Origin of the sequence: Macrococcus hajekii (assembly GCF_004359505.1) — a bacterium.
Classification (GTDB): domain Bacteria; phylum Bacillota; class Bacilli; order Staphylococcales; family Staphylococcaceae; genus Macrococcus; species Macrococcus hajekii.
This window is the reverse complement of record NZ_SCWE01000002.1, coordinates 150511-170535: the sequence shown is the minus strand read 5'-3', so window position 1 is coordinate 170535 and position 20025 is coordinate 150511. Positions and strand designations below refer to the sequence as shown.

Annotated in this window: 20 protein-coding genes and 1 riboswitch; of the genes, 10 read left to right on the top strand and 10 right to left on the bottom strand. The window is 40.7% G+C overall.

Annotated elements, in window-relative coordinates; genetic code table 11:
- The first annotated feature begins 146 nt into the window (after positions 1 to 146).
- Both ERX37_RS06565 and ERX37_RS06560 read left to right on the top strand, forming a co-directional pair.
- Positions 147 to 2474, top strand: coding sequence for a thermonuclease family protein (locus tag ERX37_RS06565; RefSeq protein ID WP_133429879.1), 2328 nt, complete (start codon positions 147 to 149; stop codon positions 2472 to 2474).
- Positions 2475 to 2549: 75 nt separating this feature from the next.
- Positions 2550 to 3275: a VOC family protein gene (locus ERX37_RS06560; RefSeq protein ID WP_133429878.1), complete on the top strand. Its 726-nt coding sequence runs from the start codon at positions 2550 to 2552 to the stop codon at positions 3273 to 3275.
- Here the strand turns inward: ERX37_RS06560 and ERX37_RS06555 are convergent.
- A complete protein-coding gene (locus ERX37_RS06555) occupies positions 3266 to 3520 on the bottom strand; it encodes a hypothetical protein (protein WP_133429877.1) in 255 nt (84 codons plus the stop codon). The two genes, ERX37_RS06560 and ERX37_RS06555, sit on opposite strands and share 10 nt — an antisense overlap.
- Positions 3521 to 3599: 79 nt before the next feature.
- Here ERX37_RS06555 and ERX37_RS06550 point away from each other — a divergent pair, with 79 nt between their 5' ends.
- Positions 3600 to 4844, top strand: a complete 1245-nt coding sequence (locus tag ERX37_RS06550; RefSeq protein ID WP_133429876.1) for a lipid II:glycine glycyltransferase FemX — start codon at positions 3600 to 3602, stop codon at positions 4842 to 4844.
- Between the two features lie 29 nt (positions 4845 to 4873).
- Here the strand turns inward: ERX37_RS06550 and ERX37_RS06545 are convergent, their stop codons facing one another.
- Complete coding sequence (locus tag ERX37_RS06545; RefSeq protein ID WP_133429875.1) at positions 4874 to 5161, bottom strand: hypothetical protein; 288 nt, start codon at positions 5159 to 5161, stop codon at positions 4874 to 4876.
- Positions 5162 to 5329: 168 nt separating this feature from the next.
- Here ERX37_RS06545 and ERX37_RS06540 point away from each other — a divergent pair, with 168 nt between their 5' ends.
- On the top strand, positions 5330 to 8461 hold the full coding sequence (locus tag ERX37_RS06540; protein ID WP_133429874.1) for an efflux RND transporter permease subunit: 3132 nt from the start codon (positions 5330 to 5332) through the stop codon (positions 8459 to 8461).
- Between the two features lie 47 nt (positions 8462 to 8508).
- A riboswitch (SAM riboswitch) is annotated at positions 8509 to 8607 on the top strand.
- A gap of 54 nt (positions 8608 to 8661) precedes the next feature.
- The gene (locus ERX37_RS06535) at positions 8662 to 9819 is read left to right on the top strand and encodes an aminotransferase class I/II-fold pyridoxal phosphate-dependent enzyme (protein ID WP_133429873.1); all 1158 of its coding nucleotides are present in this window, start codon (positions 8662 to 8664) and stop codon (positions 9817 to 9819) included.
- A 45-nt stretch (positions 9820 to 9864) separates the two neighbouring features.
- On the opposite strand, the gene ERX37_RS06530 is transcribed toward ERX37_RS06535, so the two are convergent.
- From ERX37_RS06530 to ERX37_RS11410, 3 genes are read right to left on the bottom strand one after another with little or no spacing between them, the layout of a single operon-like run.
- The gene (locus ERX37_RS06530; protein ID WP_133429872.1) at positions 9865 to 10176 is read right to left on the bottom strand and encodes a hypothetical protein; all 312 of its coding nucleotides are present in this window, start codon (positions 10174 to 10176) and stop codon (positions 9865 to 9867) included.
- Positions 10173 to 11363: an MFS transporter gene (locus ERX37_RS06525; protein ID WP_229713185.1), complete on the bottom strand. Its 1191-nt coding sequence runs from the start codon at positions 11361 to 11363 to the stop codon at positions 10173 to 10175. Before ERX37_RS06525 ends, ERX37_RS06530 begins: the two co-directional genes overlap by 4 nt.
- On the bottom strand, positions 11314 to 11478 hold the full coding sequence (locus ERX37_RS11410; protein ID WP_165981990.1) for an SE1832 family protein: 165 nt from the start codon (positions 11476 to 11478) through the stop codon (positions 11314 to 11316). Before ERX37_RS11410 ends, ERX37_RS06525 begins: the two co-directional genes overlap by 50 nt.
- Positions 11479 to 11551: 73 nt before the next feature.
- Here ERX37_RS11410 and ybaK point away from each other — a divergent pair, with 73 nt between their 5' ends.
- Positions 11552 to 12025 carry a Cys-tRNA(Pro) deacylase gene (gene ybaK / locus ERX37_RS06520; RefSeq protein ID WP_133429870.1) on the top strand — a complete coding sequence of 158 codons (474 nt, stop codon included), beginning with the start codon at positions 11552 to 11554 and terminating at the stop codon, positions 12023 to 12025.
- Positions 12022 to 13101, top strand: a complete 1080-nt coding sequence (locus ERX37_RS06515) for a metallophosphoesterase (RefSeq protein ID WP_133429869.1) — start codon at positions 12022 to 12024, stop codon at positions 13099 to 13101. Before ybaK ends, ERX37_RS06515 begins: the two co-directional genes overlap by 4 nt.
- On the opposite strand, the gene ERX37_RS06510 is transcribed toward ERX37_RS06515, so the two are convergent.
- A complete protein-coding gene (locus ERX37_RS06510) occupies positions 13095 to 13499 on the bottom strand; it encodes a hypothetical protein (protein WP_133429868.1) in 405 nt (134 codons plus the stop codon). The two genes, ERX37_RS06515 and ERX37_RS06510, sit on opposite strands and share 7 nt — an antisense overlap.
- 147 nt (positions 13500 to 13646) lie before the next feature.
- On the opposite strand from ERX37_RS06510, the gene ERX37_RS06505 reads away from it, so the two are divergent.
- The gene (locus tag ERX37_RS06505; RefSeq protein ID WP_133429867.1) at positions 13647 to 13853 is read left to right on the top strand and encodes a helix-turn-helix transcriptional regulator; all 207 of its coding nucleotides are present in this window, start codon (positions 13647 to 13649) and stop codon (positions 13851 to 13853) included.
- On the top strand, positions 13846 to 14346 hold the full coding sequence (locus ERX37_RS06500) for a hypothetical protein (protein WP_133429866.1): 501 nt from the start codon (positions 13846 to 13848) through the stop codon (positions 14344 to 14346). Before ERX37_RS06505 ends, ERX37_RS06500 begins: the two co-directional genes overlap by 8 nt.
- A 47-nt stretch (positions 14347 to 14393) precedes the next feature.
- Here ERX37_RS06500 and ERX37_RS06495 read toward each other — a convergent pair whose 3' ends face one another.
- From ERX37_RS06495 to ERX37_RS06480, 4 genes are all read right to left on the bottom strand, one after another.
- On the bottom strand, positions 14394 to 15179 hold the full coding sequence (locus ERX37_RS06495) for a glucose 1-dehydrogenase (protein ID WP_133429865.1): 786 nt from the start codon (positions 15177 to 15179) through the stop codon (positions 14394 to 14396).
- 26 nt (positions 15180 to 15205) lie between these two features.
- On the bottom strand, positions 15206 to 16063 hold the full coding sequence (locus ERX37_RS06490; RefSeq protein WP_133429864.1) for a GRP family sugar transporter: 858 nt from the start codon (positions 16061 to 16063) through the stop codon (positions 15206 to 15208).
- 94 nt (positions 16064 to 16157) lie between these two features.
- The gene (locus tag ERX37_RS06485) at positions 16158 to 16976 is read right to left on the bottom strand and encodes a GNAT family N-acetyltransferase (protein ID WP_165981989.1); all 819 of its coding nucleotides are present in this window, start codon (positions 16974 to 16976) and stop codon (positions 16158 to 16160) included.
- Between the two features lies 1 nt (position 16977).
- The gene (locus ERX37_RS06480) at positions 16978 to 17769 is read right to left on the bottom strand and encodes an HAD-IIB family hydrolase (RefSeq protein ID WP_133429862.1); all 792 of its coding nucleotides are present in this window, start codon (positions 17767 to 17769) and stop codon (positions 16978 to 16980) included.
- A 103-nt stretch (positions 17770 to 17872) separates the two neighbouring features.
- Between ERX37_RS06480 and ERX37_RS06475 the strand changes: the two genes are divergently transcribed.
- The gene (locus ERX37_RS06475) at positions 17873 to 19990 is read left to right on the top strand and encodes a DNA topoisomerase III (RefSeq protein ID WP_133429861.1); all 2118 of its coding nucleotides are present in this window, start codon (positions 17873 to 17875) and stop codon (positions 19988 to 19990) included.
- Positions 19991 to 20025 lie beyond the last annotated feature (35 nt).

Here is a 20025-nt window from a genome sequence, read left to right as displayed (position 1 = left end):
AGGGAAGCTGTTTACATTTCAATGTGAACAGCTTTTTTTCAGTTCTTTTACATTCTTAATTATATATTTACAGTATCTAAATATGACCTCTACATTAGATTGATAGAATAGATAAGCATTCTACTATAAATTAGAGGAGAAAAAAGATGAAGACTACTTTCAAGGTTATACTGTCAATGATGATGGTTTTATCACTCGTACTGTCATTTACGGTTCAAAGTGTGCAGGCAGCTGGAAAACTGGTTATCTCAGAATACATAGAAGGTACGGGTTACAACAAAGCGGTTGAAATTTATAATCCGACAAAAGAGGCTGTTGATTTATCTACTTATTCATTTGTTAACTTTGTGAACGGTGCGAATGAAACATCGGGCACTGTCGCAGAACTGAAACTCAGCGGCACAATTGCACCAGGTGATGTCTATGTCATTGCTAACCAGAATGCAGCACCTGAAATACTAGCTCAGGCTGATTTAAAAACAGGTTCAACAGCTGTTAATTTTAATGGCGATGACACACTTGTATTATTTGAAAACTATAATGCTTCAACAAAATCAGGTGATATCAATGACTCAATCGGACAAGTGGGTGTAGACCCAGGTACAGCATTTGGTTCAGCAGTATCAACATTGGATATGACGCTTGTACGCACAGCAGACAATCTCATTGCAGATACTGATATTCATAATGCCTATGATCCATCAGTGCAGTTTACAGCACTGCCAAAAGATACATTTTCTGAACTAGGTACGTTCAGTGCACATGTCACACCACCTGCTCCAGAAGTACCGCAAGCTGAATATCATGTCAATGTCGTCAGAGTAGTCGATGGCGATACAATCAAAGTTTCTCCTGATATTATGGGATCAGATACAATCAGATTCGTTAATATTGATACACCTGAAACGTATCACTTAACATCTTATGATCCAGCATTGATTGATACAGATTTGAATCAAAACCAGAAATATCATGGTGAAGTGGCTAAAAAAGCTCTCAATGAATTACTTGCACCTGGCACACCTGTTACTGTTAAGGTCAATCCAGATAATATTACTGACCAATATGGACGTGTCTTGGGGCAGGTCGTTAGAGAGAGTGATAATGTAAATACAAACCTTGAAATGGTGAAACAAGGCATGGCTTCAACTTATTTCATCTGGCCGGTCGCTAATATGGAAGATTACCATATGTTCCAGGATGCTGTAGCTGAAGCTAAACAGAATCATTTAGGTATCTGGCAGACAGCACATCCATTACTTGAATTAGCATTCGAGTTCAGAGCACGTTACGATAATAAGGGATTACAGCGTTATGTGGGAGATTCACAGACGAAGTTATATTATGCACCGGAAGATTTTGAAAAAGTTCCGGTAGAAAGACGTATCTTCTTCGCACAAGAAGAAGCCATTGCTCAAGGTTATACTGTAGCACCTGACACAACACTTCCAGCAGATCCTGTAACAGAACCTGCAAAAGAGATGATGATTCAAGAAGCAAGAACAGCAGCAATAGGAACAAATGTAATTGTTTCAGGAACTGTTACAGCTATCGACGGTTATAATCTCTATATTCAGGACGAGACAGCAGGTATGGTCGTCAGAAGTAAGACGGTCACACCTAAAGTAGGTGACGTTATTACTGCAACAGGTTCTACAACTGAGTATTACGGACTTTATCAAGTTGAAACTGAAAATGTTAAAGTGACAGCACAAAAAACAGTGGTACCTGTAGTGACTGCATTAAACCAGATTGGTGAAGAGACCGAAGCAGAGTATATTGCTATTGAAAAAATAAAAGTGGAGTCAGTCAATACGCATAACGAATATACAGTAACAGACGCAGCAGGACATCAATCCCTAGTGAAAACGACTGAACCACTTGAAATCGGTGCAACATATGACCGTATTGAAGGTGTCGTCACTTATAGCTTTAATGCGTATAAATTACTACCGACTTCTATCGTGAAGACTGCTGACGTACCGACAACAGAAGTGCCGACGACAGAAGCACCGACGACAGAAGTACCGACGACAGAAGTACCGACGACAGAAGTACCGACGACAGAAGTACCGACGACAGAAGTACCAACAACAGAAGCACCGACGACAGAAGTACCTGTTATAAAGCATAATGTAAAAGGTTTTGTATTCTTCGACCAGAATAATAACGGTAAGTATGATACACCAGACCGTAAATTAAGTAATATTCGTGTCGATGTATATCAAAACGGTAAACTTGTAGAAAAGGTTAAAACGGATAAGCAAGGTCGCTACACAGTTAATGTTGCAGTTGGTCGTTATGTTCTGCAGTTTGACCAACCTAAAAATTTAGTGGAAACATTCCAGAATGCAGCCGCAGATAATATTGATTCTGATATCAAGGATGGCAAAGTAACGGTTGATATAACGCATGATTTAAATGATGTAACAGCTGGATTTGCTAAAAATGTAGGTCAATTGAGAAAACAATAAGATTTCCCTTCAGAAAACACCTTTTAAGGTGTTTTCTTTTGTGTTCTTATTTACAATAAAGTAGAGGTGAGCATAATGAAATTACAGTGGGATCATATTATTCACTATATTCATGATTTATCGTCTTTTCAGTTTCCTGAGGATTTACTGCAGCTGCATGAAGGTGGTCGTCATGAGGCACTAGGCACTTATAATGATTTAAGTTATACCGATCTGAGTTACATTGAATTTATTGATGTTTTTGATCAGAATATATTAAAGCAGGCAGCGGCGAGTGAAGAACAACGTCTTAGTTTTGCTGCCACTTTAGAAAGAACAGATTATACAGAGGGCTGGAAGCGGCTGTGCTTCCGGACAGATAATATCGAGGCACTGAATGACCATTTTATCTCATGCGGTCTGTCGACTATCGGTCCGAGCAAAATGTCTCGTACGAAGTCGGACGGAACGGTGGTCAGCTGGCAGTTGCTTTATATCGATGATGATAGACAGGACCGTGAACTTCCTTTCTTTATTCAGTGGGGTGATGATGATGTGAAGCGCACTGAGCAGCTGGAATCTATGTTTCAGTCTGTGAATATAACAGATATTGCGCTGATGACTCAAAATAAAGACCAGTTTATCCAAAACTGGATAGACTGGTTCAATGCTGACTATAAGGATGGACAATTATTAATTCCAGATGGACCGACTTTCACATTATTTGAAGGTGATCAGGAGAGTATTGAATCCATCACACTGTCCGGGATTGAACATCCTTCTATGGAAATAAGGGGCGCGACTTATCATTTTCACGCATAGACATAATTGTAAATATGCATGACAATGAGTGAAATATGAACTGCGGCGATTAAAAGTGTTATAATAGCCAACGTGAAGTTAAGACGAGTCGTTCTTACAATCAAAAAGAGTACACTCAGGATTACAGCAAGGGCTGCGACAATAATATGGATATCAATATGATTAACAGATTGATGTCCTTGAATCAAAAAGATGAATATCAGATTGATGAGTGAGACAACGGCAAGTAATATATTTTTAAACATAATAACCTCGTTTTCTTAGTATGCGGCTATTATAACAAATTGATAATGAAGATGCTTGATAAGTGAAAGGAAGAGAACAATGACAGTTGAACGTTTAACGATAACAGATAAGGCACATGATGAATTTGTAAAGACACATCCTCATGGAGACCTTCTTCAATTATCTAAATGGGGAGATGTGAAAAAATCTGCAGGCTGGTACAGTAAGCGTATCGCGGTTGGTAGAGCTGGAGAAGTAGCGGGTGTTGCACAGCTTCTTTTTAAGAAAGTACCTAGACTGCCCTATACATTATGCTATATCTCAAGAGGATTCGTCTGTGATTACCGCGACCATGAGGTTGTGGAAGCTTTGCTTGAGCAGGGAATTGAAATCGCAAAAGCGGAACGAGCTTATTCGATTAAAATTGATCCGGATGTAGAAGTGACGGAAGTAGAAGATCTCGTGGACTACATGGAATCTATTGGCTTTAAGCATAAAGGCTTTGAAGATGGTCTCAGTAAGCATTATATCCAGCCGCGTATGACGATGGTCACAAATATTGATCAGAGCGAGGAAGACCTGATTAAAAGTTTTGAGCGAAATAATCGCTCACGTGTGAAACTGAGTCAGAAGAAAGGGACGCGTGCATACATTGCGAGTCGTGATGAACTGCAGACATTTGCAGATCTTATGCAGGAGACAGGTTCAAGAGATGGCTTCCTGACAAGAGACGTCTCCTACTTCGAAAATATTTATGATGCGCTCAATCCTGACGGGGATGCAGAACTTGTTCTTGTGAAACTGGTGCCAGGTGAAGTGCTGCCTAAACTACGCGAAGAACGTCAAGTACGCCTGGATAAGAAAGCGCGACTTGAGGGAAAAGAGAAGAATCAAAAAATTGAAAACCAGATTAAAGATCTGGATATTCAGTTGGCGAAACTTGAGAAGCAGATAGATGAACTGACTGAAATGGAGAAAACCACACCTGAGGGTAAGGTGCTGTCGGGTTCTATTCTGACATTCGCAGGGCATAAAGCTTATTATCTGTACGGTGCTTCAAGCAATGAATACCGTGATTACTTACCGAACTATAACATGCAGCTTACCATGATGCGTTATGCACGTGATAAAGGTGCTAAAACTTACGATTTCGGTGGGACAAGCAATCACCCGGATAAAGAATCAGAGTATTACGGATTATGGCAGTTTAAAAAGATGTGGGGAACAAAACTGAGTGCAAAAATCGGAGAATTTGATTATGTATTGAACCCACCGGTTTATCAGCTCATTGAACAGGTGAAACCACAAATTATGAATCTTAAAAGAAAATTAGGACGTCGATAAAAAAAGTCTCATCCAGTCGGATGAGACTTTTAACGCATATCGAGATAAAGAAATGGATTAATGAACGTAATATATAGAAGGAAAATCAGACTCACAGAACTACTGATTGTAAGAATGATGGCTAAAATACGATAAGTCAGATCTTTTTCATTGAGGTTTACTTTAGAAAAGTGATAGTGTAGTCCAATAAATAAAGAAATCAGACAGAAAATAATCCAGAAATAACTCGTAAAGAAAATGATTCCGCTGTTGATGAAATAACCTGCTATTAAGACGATGTGCATTAAGATTGATAAGAGCATCAGCACTTTTTGCATATAACCCCTCCATTTCTTTTAGTGTAATGGAAAAAAAGGTTGAACGAAACAGAAAGTTGCTGAAGGTAATAAGATAAAGGTCTCCAGAAAATACTGGGTATTATTATTAGTAATGACAATATATTTAAGCTATATTACTTAAGAGACAAACTATTTAGGAGGCAAGATGTGGTAAAGAAAATCATTGATTTCTCGTTACATAATAAACTGGCGCTGTGGCTGATGACGTTACTCCTTGCAGCTGCTGGTATTTACTCAGCTATGACGATGAAGATGGAGATGTTACCGAGTATTTCATCACCCGTTCTCACAGTCACAACCCCTTATCCAGGTGCAACACCTGAGGCGGTACTTGATAACGTAACTGACCCGATCGAAAAGAAAGTAAAGAGTATGGAAGGCGTTGACACAGTATCCAGTCAGTCGATGCAGAATGCTTCTGCTATTACTCTGCAATATGAGTTTGGTACAGATATGGATAAGGCAGAAAAAGATGTGCAGGAAGCTATCGATGCGTTAGATCTTCCTGAAGAAGTGAAGGATACAAATATTGATCAGATTTCTATGTATACATTCCCGATCATCAGCTATTCATTTTCTAATGATGTGAATGATCTGAAGAGCCTCACTCAAAAGATAAAGGATGATCTGCTTCCTCAACTGGAGGGTGTGGAAGGTGTTTCAAGTGTTTCATTTTCTGGGCAGGAAGTGGAGCAGGTTGAACTTCAGTTTGATGAAGATAAGTTAAAGAAAGAAGGACTGACACAGGAATCCGTCCTGCAGTTCATTAAAGGTGCGACGACAAATGCACCGCTTGGTCTTTACACGTTTGGTAACGACTTAAAATCTATTATAGTAGATGGTCAATTCACATCAGTTGATGCACTCAAATCCTTGAAGATTCCAGCAACAGGTTCAGCAAGTGGCGCACAGACGCCAGGTCAGCAACCTGGAGCACAGATGGATTCTGCAGCAATGGCTGAAAAAATGAAGAATGCTAAAGTGCCAACTGTCACATTAGGTGATGTGGCGACGATTAAAAACGTTCAAAGCCGTGAATCAATTTCAAAAACGAATGGTAATGACTCACTCAGCATCCAGCTCGTTAAGACTGACAATGCCAATACAGTCAGTGTAGCGAATGATGCCAAAAAAATAGTGGATCAATACGTTAATGAAAATAAAGATATTCACGCATTACTTATGATGGACCAGGCAAAACCAATTCAGGATTCAGTGAAGACGATGGTTGAAAAAGCAGTTATTGGTGCTATTTTTGCAGTCGTGATGATTCTTGTGTTCCTGCGCAATATTCGCTCAACCTTTATTGCAGTTGTATCTATCCCAATGTCAATCCTGATTGCATTATTGATTCTTAAACAGTTAGGGGTAACGCTCAATATTATGACGCTTGGCGCCATGACGGTGGCAATTGGACGTGTCATCGATGATTCTATTGTAGTAATAGAGAATATATTCCGTAGAATGTCGAGCAAGAGTGAGCCTTTACGTGGTACAGCATTAATTGCTGACGCCACACGCGAGATGTTTATTCCGATTATGTCTTCTACAATGGTCACAATCGCGGTCTTCCTACCGCTTGGACTTGTATCAGGTTCTATCGGTGAGCTGTTCCGACCATTTGCACTGACGGTTGTATTTGCACTTCTTGCCTCATTATTGATTGCGATTACGATTGTGCCGATGCTCGGTCATATTTTCTTTAGAAATGGTATTAAAGGCCATCATGATGAGAAGCCGGGACGCATTGCACATTTTTATCGCAATATCCTGGAGTGGTCACTCAATCATAAGTGGCTCATTGCCTTACTCAGTACATTGCTACTTGTCGGCAGCTTAATGCTGACACCCCTTGTTGGGACATCTTTTATCTCAACAGGTGAAGATAAACTACTGGCGCTGACTTATAAACCAGAACCAGGCGAAACAGAAGAAGAAGTCGTTGCGCATGGTGACGAAATTCAAAAAGCGCTTAGTGACAATAAGTATGTTAATAATATTCAATACTCAGTAGGCGGTAAGAATCCATTCAGTCCAGTCGCATCGAATGATATGGCGATGATGGTTGAATACGATAAAGATACACCGAACTGGGACGACGAAGCAGAGAAAGTACTGGATAAAGTGGCGACATACAAACATCCAGGTACATGGAAGAACCAGGACTTTGCAACAGGGGGTGCTTCTAATACAGTAGCTGTCTCTGTCGTCGGACCTTCAACTGAGGCCATCCGCAGCACAGTAAAAGAAGTAGAAAATGTGATGAAGAAACAAAAAGCATTATCAAATATTAGCTCATCACTCTCTAAAAATTATGAAGAATACACCATTAAAGTCGATCAGAACAAACTGGCTGAGAATGGTTTAACAGCGGGTCAAGTATCGATGGCACTTAATCAGTATTCACCTGAAACAGTAGTCACTAAAATAGGGAAGGCTGGCCAGTCAACAGATGTTATACTGACGAAAGAACAGGAAACGAACTGGACTGAAGCTAAGCTTAAAGATACAACCTTAACTTCACCGATGGGCCGTGACATTAAGTTGAGTGATGTTGCATCCATTGAAAAAGGCCAGTCATCAGATACGATTAGTCGTAAAGACGGTGATGTATCAGCGACGGTTGACGGTAAGATTAAAGCAGATGATGTCGGTAAAACGACAGCAGATGTTTCACAGGCGATCAATAAGATTGATAAGCCGAACAATGTTAAAGTCAATGTGGGAGGTACAAGTGAAGACATCGGCGAAAGCTTCTCACAACTAGGACTTGCGATGCTTGCGGCTATCGGTATCGTGTACTTAATTCTTGTACTGACATTTAAAGGAGGACTTGCGCCTCTTGCCATTCTCTTCTCGCTTCCGTTTACAATTATCGGTGTTATCGTCGGTCTTCTGTTATCGGGTGAGACGCTCTCTGTCCCTTCAATGATCGGCGTACTCATGCTGATTGGTATTGTTGTAACCAATGCTATTGTATTGATTGACCGAGTGATTCATATGGAGGATAGAGGTTTATCTACACGTGAAGCGCTTCTGGAAGCAGCAGCAACACGTGTGAGACCGATATTAATGACTGCACTAGCAACAGTAGGTGCACTATCACCTCTTCTTTTTGGTGGGGACGGCTCAGTGCTGATCAGTAAAGCACTCGGCGTAACCGTTATCGGTGGACTCGTTTCTTCTACACTATTGACTCTGATTGTTGTGCCGGTTGTGTATGAAACATTGATGAAAATCAAGAACAGACGCCGCCGCAAAGTGACAGAAGTCAGATAATGGATTGACCTGCCAAAACAGAAATATTATAGTAAGGATAACTTAATAACTTATAGAGAGAGATGGAGGGACTGGCCCAGTGAAATCTCAGCAACCGGCAAGTGCACGGTGCTAATTCCAGCAAGCGGATGCTTGATAGATAAGTGACAGATGTCATCGCTATTAAGCGGTGACATTTTTTTATGGAGAGGATGAGATAAATGTCATATACGGAGATTTTGAACACAATACCAGATAGTTATTTCGGAAAAACGATGGGCCGCAAACTTGAGATAGGAAAGAAGCCACTTATTAATATGGCCGTAGGGATACCGGATAAACCGGCACCAGATGAAGTGATTACGGCTATGCAGCAGGCAGTAGCGGACCCTGCCAATAATAAATACGGTGTTTTCAGAGGTAAAGAAACATTTAAGACAGCTATTCAGCAGTTCTACAAAGAAACATATAATGTAGATCTCGATAAAGATGAGGAAATCTGTATCCTGTACGGTACGAAAAATGGTCTTGTTCATTTACCGCTTTGTACGATAGAACCAGGCGACGGTGTGCTACTGCCAGATCCCGGTTACACTGACTATCTGGCAGGTGTACTTTTAGCAAGAGGTGAGCATTATACCTTGCCTTTATATGAAGAGAAAGGTTATCTGCCTGACTTTGATGACGTACCTGCCGAGAAATTAGACAATACGAAGCTGATTTATCTTAACTATCCAAGTAATCCAACCGGTGCTGTAGCAACACGAGCATTTTTTGATGCGACTGTTGATCGTTTTAAAGAAACGAAGACACGCATTGTTCATGACTTTGCCTATGCAGCATTTGGATTTAACCATGAGAATCCAAGTATCCTGCAGTCTCCAGGTGCCAAAGAAGTGGCAGTAGAAATCTACTCATTGTCTAAAGGCTTCAATATGTCAGGTTTTCGTGTCGGTTTTGCAGTAGGGAATAAGGAAATGATTGCTGGACTGAATAAACTTCAGGATCATACACAAGTAGGAATGTGGGGCGCACTACAGGATGCCAGTACTGCAGCCTTGAAGCTCGGACAGCCATTTCTGGATGAGCAGAATGAACTCTTCAGAGCACGAAGAGATAAAGTAGTGGCGGTACTGAAAGAAAACAACATACCATTCAGTCCGCTTGATGGTGGCATCTTCCTCTGGTTAAAGACACCGCAAGGTTATGACGGAGAGTCCTTCGTCACATATTTACTGAAAGAACAGTCTGTTCTTGTGACGCCGGGTATACCATTCGGTGAGAGAGGACGACATTATGTGCGCGTTTCGCTCGCTGTTGATGATAGTCTGTTAGATGCCTTTTTAGAGAGGCTGCTTGAGGTCTACTTAAATAAATAATAAAAAATGGATGAATCCTGAGCTTAGGATTCATCCGTTTTTTTGTTAGAGCATAAAGGCAGTAATGATGATGAGAGCCGCCATCGCAATAGTGAAGATATGCAAAATCTGTAGAGCTTTTGAGTCATTAATTTTAAATTTAAAGGCAGTAATTTCTATATTGATCACGAGACAGATAACGATAAGTATAACCCACAGCGAACCTGATAGACCGTATAGCCAGGTAAAAGAGAAGATGATCAATGCGATACCGAATATAATACGTGCAATCTGTGTCAATTTTGTATTGAAGAAATAGAGACTCAGATAGGCGATAAGCAAATAAGTGACAATCAGTAATGTCAATAATAAAATCATGCAGTTGTTCCTTTCGTAAAGTAGATGGTGATCAGTACGAGTGCAATTAAACTAGTCACAGCACCGATGAAGAAAGGCAGACTCAAGCTGTAAGTCATAAGCCCCGTGAATAATAAAGGCCCTATAATACGACCGAGACTATCAAGAGAGTAGCTGACACCTGTTAATTTACCCATGTTTCTCGATGAAGTTGTTTTAGTCAGAGTTGAGGTGAGCAATGTGCGGACAAGTGCATTACCTGACATGAGCAGCACGAGACAGATGCCTGCATAGATGAGGTTCATTGTGAAAGGTAACATGATGAAGGCGATGATGGTGATCATCTGTCCTGCTACCATCACTCGTTTTTCCTGACCATGCTGCACTTTTCGTAAGTAGCCGCCTTGCAGTAAACCATTGACAAGACCGCCAATCATAAACAGCATACCCATCTGAGTAGGTGTGATATTGATTTTCTCAATTTCAAGTAACTGGAATGAGCTTTCCATACCACTCATCGTCATAGTGACGATAAAAGTACTGATGAGAAGAATTATAATAGGAACTGTATAATTCAGCTTCTGCTTAACTTGATGCCCTGGTTCATGATGATGTGTTTCAGGCAGCGAGAGAAATACACCGATAATAATAGCGACTAAAATAGCAGTCGTGACAAAGTAGGGCAGCTGATAAGAATAACCTGCTAAAAGACCGCCAACTGCAGGACCGAATATAAATCCGAAACCGATCATCATACCCATAAGACCCATGTAGCGGTTGCGTTCTTCTGAAGTCGTGACGTCAGCCACGATACTGGTTGTTGTCGAGAAACAGGCGCCAGAAAACAGGCCGCCGATAATACGGGAAGCGTAGAGCAGTGCCAGGTTATCGATGAATAAACCGAATGTCAGGAAACTGACAGCAAAGCCGATCAGTCCAATAATAAGTATCTTTTTCCGCCCGATTTTATCGGATAGCTGACCCCAGAAAGGTGCTGCGATAAATGAGGCGATGGAATAGACGGATAATAATAAGCCCATATGAAAGGCATTCAAACCCAGACTTTTGACTAAAGCGGGGATGACAGGAATGACGATACTGAAGCCGAAATAAATAAAGAACTGTATGGCCATCAGTATGGCAAAGAAAGATTTGAGATTAGGCGTCGAGTTGTTCACGGACTTGTCTGATTTCATCTTCAAGTTCAATAAGACGTGCCTCCAATCTGTCAGCAGTGTGGCCAGTAGACTGGACTTTTTCTATATCACCTTGAATCCGGACATATTCATCTTTAAGTTCAATCAGCTGTTGTTTTGAATTCATGTTAATCTCCTTTAATTCTAGTGTATATCTATTATAAGCTATAATGAAGAAGACTTAAATGAGGTGACTTGAAATGACCAAGAAAATAAAAACAAATGCGATTCGTAAATTAGACCAACTGAAAATAAATTACGAGATTATTCATTATAATAGTGAGGATATATCAGACGGTATCAGTGTGGCAGAACAGATAGGTGAGGATGCGGTAACTGTCTATAAGACACTTGTGACACATGCAGGATCGGATTTATTTGTTTTTGTCATCCCAGTATCAGCTGAACTTGATATGAAAAAAGCGGCGCAAGCAGCAGGTGTCAAGAAGCTTGAGATGCTACCTCTGAAAGAACTGCAGCCTAAAACCGGCTATATTCGAGGTGGCTGTTCTCCTGTTGGTATGAAGAAGAAGTTGCCAACTTATATCGATCAGTCAGCAGATGTACTTGAATTTATTATCGTCAGTGCTGGACAGCGTGGCACTCAAATGAAACTTGCACCTGACGCATTAGTGACAGCAGCAGATGCACAGCTGAAAGAGGTGATACGATGAAACTAAGAGATCAATTAGTGCAGTTTAACATCCGAAATAAGAGAACGATTGTTATCTCTGATATACACGGCGAACTGACACTTTTTAAGGAGCTGCTGGAAGAAGTGGCGTGGACAGAGCAGGATATACTCATTATTAACGGTGATATTTTAGATAAAGGACCCGATAGCTTAGGGACAATGCGGTATATACGGCAGCTGTCAGAATTAGAAAATGTTTATGTGATAGCAGGGAACTGTGACCGCTTCTTCGATGAGCTGGAAGAAGAGTGGCTGTATACTTATATGAATTACAGACATACAGTCGCTCATGAATTTCTCAAACAGACAGGGACCATGCTTGACGATTACAGGACGCAAAAAGATTTCGCACAGGCAGTGCTCAATCAATATGGGGACTATCAGCAGTGGTTCAGACAACGTCCAGTAGCTATTGAGACTGAGGACTATATTTTTGTTCACGCAGGTATCGAAGCAGATTATCTCGAAACACCGAAAGAAGTAGCACTGACCATGCCTGAATTCTATGAGCAGACTCATTCATGTGCAAAAACAGTCGTTGTGGGACATTATCCTGCAGCGAATTTTGTGGAGGAAGGTCTCTATAGTCATGCGGTTAAAATAAATGAAGAGCGTAGAATAATTGCAATTGATGGTGGTAATCAAGTTAAGGAGACAGGCCAACTGAATGCACTGATCATTGAAGCGGATGGAACGCTCAATACAGCTTCTGTTGACCATCATCCAACTGTGATGGTGATACAGGATTTTGAAGTGAGCTACCAGGAACCCCATACATTCACATTCCCTGACTATGCCATTGAAGTCTTTGAAGGCGATGAATATTTTACATTTGCAGAGCACCTTTCAAGTAAAACTCAACTAATGGTGAAAACAGAGTGGATAAAGACGGAAGAAGACTATCATCGTTTAAAAGATGATTATACGGATTACTTTATGGATGTGACAGTAGGAGAAGAAGTAAAGCTAGTTGGGAAGTATACAGGCTATGCACTAATTAAACGGAATGGAGTAGTCGGCTGGGTGCCGGAGGAAGTGCTGGACACTTCCTACTGATAAGGAGTCTGATACTTTTCATTCTTCGTATAATGTCTGTAACGAATGATCAGCATAGTACCAGCAGTGACAAGAAGTAGAGGCAGAATGATGGTATAGAGCATCATAAGACCTGAAACAATCAGCATGATGGCGCTGGCGAGTATGTGGCGCTTGAGATAGAGAATGCCGAGTAAGTTGAGAAACCAAGGCACAGCTATAATGATACTGAACGGAAGAAGTACATCCTTTAATGCCTGGGTGGTTACAGCAAGATTGTCTGTCTGTGTAATGAGAAAATCCTGAAAGAAAGTAAGATTAATCATGAAGTAGAGCGCCATCGCTGTAAGAAGCACTAGAGACATGATGATAAAGGCAATAATAGATAGTAGTCTCGGTAATTTGATAAAATCATTCATGTAAACACCTCATCGTTATAATATCTCTATCATACCAATCAGATATCACCTTAGCTAGTAAGCTAAGGTGACGATTTTTATATTAAATGTTAGAAAAACTTTACATAATGTTAAGAATACTATACATTTAAGGTAGGAGCTGAAGGAATGAAATCGAATTTAAAATTATATCGTGCGCGTGATGGATTCTCACAGACAGAATTAGCAGATAAAGTAGGCGTTACACGACAGACTATCGGCTTTATTGAAAAAGGGACATTTGCACCGTCGATTGTCCTTGTCCTTAAAATCTGTCAAGTATTCAATTGTAAAGTGGAAGATTTATTTGAACTGGAGGAGAAAGATTATGAATGAAAATGATTACAGAATGCAATATCCCCTGTGGAATGTAGCTGCTATTTTAGGTTTATCACTGATAACGATCCCGCTCTTCAGTGCATTTAATCATTATTTAAGCAGTGAAGAATATGGTTTTGAAATCGTTATTGAAGGTTGGATGGTGCTGTTATTTATACTGGGGATTCTTATCAGCGTGGTGACGATTATCTTATGGACGATTGCCACTAGAAAAGCCAAACGCGAGTCTTCACGTATTAATTTAATGTCAGTCTATCCGCCAGAACTGAATGAAAATGATGAAGGCATGTCATACATCACACACGAGGGATTGAGAAAAGTTTATGCCTTTTACTCACTGGCATTACCTGTGTTGGTATGTATATTCTTTTTGATTCCTAATAATTATTTCACTAAGCTCAATGTTATGCTTGTAGTCCTTGGTTTAGCACTAGTACAAAACGTAATCTATTATCTTTCCACACGTCACTTAATGAAAGAGGAGATTTGACTAAACTAAAAAAACTCGCTGATAATCAGCGAGTTTTTTTTCGGTTTCTAACCTTTACCACCCATAAAGGCTGGATATTTCGTCATACCACCATCAACGTAAATTGTTTCACCTGTGATATAGCTTGCATTTTCACTTGCAAGGAATGTTGCGACTGTTGCGACTTGTCGAGCTTCACCGATGACACCCATTGGAATCATTTTTTCAGTTTCCGCACGTGTTTCTGGATCTGTGAATTTCTCTCTTGTGTGTGCAGACATGATGGCACCTGGTGAGATGTTATTAACACGGATACCTTTTGGTCCGAATTCCATACTCATTGTTTCCATCATCAGTTTCATGCCGCCTTTACTTGCTGCATAGTTAACGAAGTTTGGCCAAGGGATAACATCATGTACACTTGAAATATTAATAATGTTACCTTTGATGTCATTGTCGATGAAATATTTAGCTGCTTCACGGCTACCGACGAATGCGCCTGTTAAATTGATATTCATAACGTGGTTGAATTCTTCTGCTGACATTTCTGTTGTTGGAGTTGCTTTTTCAGTTCCGGCGTTGTTGATCATGATATCTAAGCTGCCGTATGTGTCAATCGCTGTCTGAATGAGTGCGATAACATCTTCTTCTTTTGAGACGTCACCTTGTTGGACGACTGCTTCTCCGCCATTTTCCTTAACTGTTTGAGCGACTTCATTTGCTTCTTCTTCGCTTGAGCGATAGTTAACGACTACTTTTGCGCCTTGTTTACCAAACTCTTCAGCCATCGCTTTTCCGATTCCGCTTGATGCACCTGTAATAACAACGATTTTATCTTTTAAATCTGGATACATTTAAAATTCCTCCTTAATAATTCTTCTTATTGTTTGGCATAACCTAGTAAAAATGCGGCTGCAATAATCAGAACGATACCAATTGCAATACCGATATATTGTTTTTTTGTTTTCTTTTCTCTAAGTAAGAAAATTCCGCCGAGTGTAGATACAACGACTAACATCTGTGAAAATGAGAAACTTGTTGCGACACCTACACGAGGTTGTGAGTAGAACATCGCCATATTACCAAGTGCCCAGACAATACCTGGGAAGATGTTTTTAAGTACTGCCTTCTGACCTAGGCGATGTTTGAAGCTGAGTAATAGACCACCGATTACCATACCGATAGATTGTGGGAATAATGCATCCCAGCCTTCAACGCCGAAGAACTGTCCGATAACCACATATGTAATATACCCGATACTAGAAATGATTAAAATCGGAATGGCCTTGGCATACGAATTTTTCTTACCTTCTTCTTTGTCCTTATCACCTTTCAGTGAAGTAAGAAGCACACCTGCAACGAGTAATACGAGTGCACTGATACCAAGTACGACAGCAGTAGTCGATTTCCATTCATTGAAGAAGATAACAGAAATCAATGTCGTTCCGACTAACTGCATCCCTGTTGAGATAGGCATGGTGCGTGAGACACCGATCATATCGACACTTTTAAGCTGATTCCCTTGCCCGAGTGCCCAGAATGCACCTGATATAACACCGACGATGAGAATCTTCCAGCTCATTTCGGGTTGGACAAACATATAAGTGCCGACACCGATAAGAAATGCCCCGATAACTGTCCCCATAATTTGCTCATACGGAGAGCCACCGACCTTAACGTTGATGAGTACAACACTACCCCACAGCAGGGCAGGTAGTAATGCAATTAAAATATCCATAAAAAACTCCTTTACATTAACTGTTTGTCTCCTCATTCCCTGCTGTTCCATTGTGAAACACCACAAAAAAAGATTCAGACCTACTAGATCTGAATCAATGCACTGTATATTTAAAATGGTGCATTTCGTCTGTCTTTTTAAATCCCGCTTTTTCATAGAACTGGATAGACTTTTTACGTTTATCTTCAACGATGAGCTTAATTTGAGTAGCCTGATGGACATCAAAAGCATGAGTGGCTGCATGAGCTACCAGTTTATGGCCGATACCCTGCTGGCGATAATGTTTATGTGTTTCGACATGATCGATATAACAGATGTTCTGTGGATTAACTTCCAGAATGACATATCCTTTGACGATACCTTCACTGAGCAGAATAAAAAGTTCGTGATTGTCATCTAGAGAATCGAGAATCAATCTTTTCTTCTCGGATGCATCGATATAGAGATTTTTAAGTAACTCACAGAAGCTCTTCTTATAGATGGGCTGATATTGAATAACTTGTCTTGTATCAATTTTCTCAGATAAAGCATCTGCTGTCATCGTGTACTGCGTGCCTAAATATTGTGTTTTGAGAGCTTTCATCGCCTGCTGTCCAAATTGATGGCGGTTATCTATATAGAACTCATAGCTACTGATTTCAGGGTGTCGCTCAGTTAATTCTGTCCACATTCCCTGTATCTGCTTTAAGTCGGGATGAGTTGTTAATGGACCGATAACATGAGCGGTTGATTCATTTTTAATTAGACTGAGGAAAGCAGTGCCATCTGATGATTCTCTTATGATAAAGTCGCCATCACTCATCTGATTCAGCAGTGCTTCGATTGCACTAAGTGAACGAGGTAAATAGCCGACTCTATGTTCAGGCTGCTGGTTGAGTGTATGGATGAAGTGAGCAATTTGATTACGATTCATATCAGACAGTCCTTTTCTGCAGAATAGAGAGTATACCTTTATTGTAAGGATGAGATGCATGGTGAGGATACAGAGACTTGGCTTCCGCTGTCGCATTACTTACTAAATACCCATGTTTTACTGCCTTCAACATTTTAATATCATTTCCGCTGTCGCCGAATGCATAAGTCTGTTCAAAATCAATATCATATTTTTGAATGAGGTAACGAACGATCGCATCTTTGCCAGCCCTCTGAGGGAAGAAATCTACATCATAAGCATTCGCTGGATCACCGATCAGCGGATTACATTTGCTGATGTTAACGATTAAGCCGTGTTGAGTGGCAATGTTACGGATACGTTCTAAATGCAGCTTGTCCTGCTCAGCCTCTGTTTCATAATAATAGTAGTTACGTGAGAAAGGGGCATTGACAAACAAAGCTTGGAGTTCAAGATGAATACCTTCTTGTTCCAACTGTTCCACCGTTTCTATAATGGTTGTTTTACTGAATCCTTGCTCTAATAATACCTCTTCATAAGACTGATCATAGATAAGTTCACCCTCTTTATAGTAGTAGAGTTCGGTGCCTGAATTAGAAGAGATAAAATGAGGATATTCCATCTGCATCTCATCAAGGCAGCTCGTTATCATATCAAGCGTACTGGCTGATACAATGCCGAAGAGCAAGTCAGTCTGTGTGCTGAGGAACTGGGTGAGAGCTGCTACATCTTCTGCGTTGCTTCGGTCGTGGGCGAAGTAAGTTTCATCAAAATCAGAACAGGCAAGAGCGTGAATATGTCTGGGCATTAACATGGCTATTCCTCCTTATTTCAACATAGCATACAGCACTTAAAGTACGAACTCAACTGAAAAAATGCTATAATGATGCAATGACTTGACGAGAAGGAGTGATACGATGAAATCAGTCGTACTTGCTGAGAAACCGTCTGTTGCACGTGATATTGCACGTGTACTCGGCTGTAATCAGAAAAAAGAAGGCTATATGGAAAACAATCGTTATATCGTAACATGGGCGCTAGGACATTTAGTGACGAATGCAGATCCTGAACAATATGACGTTAAGTATAAAACATGGGGATTGAACGAACTGCCGATTCTACCTAAATATATGAAGACAGTTGTCATCAGCAAGACACGTAAGCAGTTCAATACAGTGAAGAATCAGATAGAACGCAGCGATGTGAGTGAAGTTATCATAGCAACGGATGCCGGGCGAGAAGGGGAACTGGTGGCACGTCTCATTCTTGAGAAGTGTAAGGGGGATAAACCCGTCAAACGTCTCTGGATCAGCTCCGTTACAGATAAGGCCATTAAAGATGGATTTAATAAACTAAAAGACGGTAGACAGTATCAGGGTCTATACGATGCGGCACTTGCTCGTAGTGAAGCGGACTGGATTGTCGGAATTAATGCAACACGTGCTTTGACAACAAAATACGATGCTCAGCTATCAACTGGTCGTGTACAGACACCGACCTTGCAGATGGTCAAGATGCGTCAGGACGAAATCAATCAGTTCAAGGCACGACAATATTACGGACTTGAAGCGGTTATCAATGGCACACGCTTCAATGGACCTAATCAAATATTTGATGAAGCACAAGTCGATAACATGCTCAAAGACTTGTCTGGACAAACCGCGACCGTTATCAGTGTAGAACGTCAGGAAAAAAAGAAATATCCTGATCAGCTCTATGACTTAACCTCATTACAGCAGGAAGCCTATAAACGCTATCAATATTCTGCTAAAGAAACATTAAGCACGATGCAGAATTTATACGAAAGTCATAAACTTGTGACTTATCCACGAACAGATGCAAACTATTTAACGGAAGATATGATACCGACATTGAGAGACCGAGTGGCTTCACTGAGTGCAACACAATATAGACCTGTCGTAGTAGATTTGATCAAGACACCAATTAAAGGAAGTAAACATTTCATCGATGATACGAAAGTGTCAGATCACCATGCGATTGTACCGACAGAAGTGAAGGCACGGCTGGATGATCTGACATTACGTGAGCGTCATATTTATGAGCTCATCGCTGAACGTTTCCTGAGTGTATTGCTCAAACCTTATCGCTATGAACTTCAGACTGTTAAAGTAAAAATAGGACAAACAGAGTTTACAGCTAAACATGAAAGACCACTTGAACTCGGCTTTAAGGCTTTATATGAACAGTTAACTGAAAAAACGGCACCCGCTTTCAATAAAGGTGATGTGCTATCAGCTAAACTCTCTAAAACACAGGGTGAAACGACACCACCTCCTTATTTTAATGAAGGAACGCTTCTTAAAGCGATGGAAAATCCAGCTGCCATCTTCAAGCTGGATAAGGAAAGTCGTTCAACATTGAAAGAAACAGGCGGTATCGGTACAGTTGCAACACGAGCGGATATTATCGAGAAGCTCTACAATTTGAATGCTATTGAATCACATGGTGGTAAGCTTCGCGTAACCAATAAAGGTAAACAGCTGCTGGAACTTGCACCAGAAGAATTGAAGTCGCCGGCACTGACAGCAGACTGGGAGCACAAACTGACACTGATTGAGCGTGGTAAATATCAGCGTAAAGCCTTCATCAATGAAATGCGTGCTTTTACTGAGAAGCTCATCCAAGGTATTAAGGATAGTGAAGACAAATTTAAGCACGATAACTTAACGTCGACAGAATGTCCGGCATGCGGCAAATTCATGCTCGAGATTAAGACGAAGAATGCGAAAATGCTGGTCTGTCAGGATCCAACTTGTAAGACGAAGAAAAACGTACAGCGTAAGACCAATGCGCGCTGTCCAAACTGTAAGAAGAAACTGACACTACATGGTAAAGGACCAAAAGCGATGTACAGCTGTGTCTGCGGCTTCCATGAAACGCAGGAACAGATGGATAAACGCTTCAGTTCTAAGAAGACTGGCAAAGTGTCGCGCCAGGAATTGAAGAAATATACACAAAAAGAAGAACCCATTAATAATCCATTTGCGGATGCCTTAAAAGGGTTGAAACTATAGAGCAAGACGAAAGCCGGGATAGACGCTCCCGGCTT

Excerpts from the sequence above, each read along its gene's own strand:
- ERX37_RS06565 (WP_133429879.1), top strand. The coding sequence starts at position 147 with ATGAAGACTACTTTCAAGGTTATACTGTCAATGATGATGGTTTTATCA.
- ERX37_RS06560 (WP_133429878.1), top strand. The coding sequence starts at position 2,550 with ATGAAATTACAGTGGGATCATATTATTCACTATATTCATGATTTATCG.
- ERX37_RS06555 (WP_133429877.1), bottom strand. The coding sequence starts at position 3,520 with ATGTTTAAAAATATATTACTTGCCGTTGTCTCACTCATCAATCTGATA.
- ERX37_RS06550 (WP_133429876.1), top strand. The coding sequence starts at position 3,600 with ATGACAGTTGAACGTTTAACGATAACAGATAAGGCACATGATGAATTT.
- ERX37_RS06545 (WP_133429875.1), bottom strand. The coding sequence starts at position 5,161 with ATGCAAAAAGTGCTGATGCTCTTATCAATCTTAATGCACATCGTCTTA.
- ERX37_RS06535 (WP_133429873.1), top strand. The coding sequence starts at position 8,662 with ATGTCATATACGGAGATTTTGAACACAATACCAGATAGTTATTTCGGA.
- ERX37_RS06530 (WP_133429872.1), bottom strand. The coding sequence starts at position 10,176 with ATGATTTTATTATTGACATTACTGATTGTCACTTATTTGCTTATCGCC.
- ERX37_RS11410 (WP_165981990.1), bottom strand. The coding sequence starts at position 11,478 with ATGAATTCAAAACAACAGCTGATTGAACTTAAAGATGAATATGTCCGG.
- ybaK (WP_133429870.1), top strand. The coding sequence starts at position 11,552 with ATGACCAAGAAAATAAAAACAAATGCGATTCGTAAATTAGACCAACTG.
- ERX37_RS06515 (WP_133429869.1), top strand. The coding sequence starts at position 12,022 with ATGAAACTAAGAGATCAATTAGTGCAGTTTAACATCCGAAATAAGAGA.
- ERX37_RS06510 (WP_133429868.1), bottom strand. The coding sequence starts at position 13,499 with ATGAATGATTTTATCAAATTACCGAGACTACTATCTATTATTGCCTTT.
- ERX37_RS06505 (WP_133429867.1), top strand. The coding sequence starts at position 13,647 with ATGAAATCGAATTTAAAATTATATCGTGCGCGTGATGGATTCTCACAG.
- ERX37_RS06500 (WP_133429866.1), top strand. The coding sequence starts at position 13,846 with ATGAATGAAAATGATTACAGAATGCAATATCCCCTGTGGAATGTAGCT.
- ERX37_RS06495 (WP_133429865.1), bottom strand. The coding sequence starts at position 15,179 with ATGTATCCAGATTTAAAAGATAAAATCGTTGTTATTACAGGTGCATCA.
- ERX37_RS06490 (WP_133429864.1), bottom strand. The coding sequence starts at position 16,063 with ATGGATATTTTAATTGCATTACTACCTGCCCTGCTGTGGGGTAGTGTT.
- ERX37_RS06485 (WP_165981989.1), bottom strand. The coding sequence starts at position 16,976 with ATGAATCGTAATCAAATTGCTCACTTCATCCATACACTCAACCAGCAG.
- ERX37_RS06480 (WP_133429862.1), bottom strand. The coding sequence starts at position 17,769 with ATGTTAATGCCCAGACATATTCACGCTCTTGCCTGTTCTGATTTTGAT.
- ERX37_RS06475 (WP_133429861.1), top strand. The coding sequence starts at position 17,873 with ATGAAATCAGTCGTACTTGCTGAGAAACCGTCTGTTGCACGTGATATT.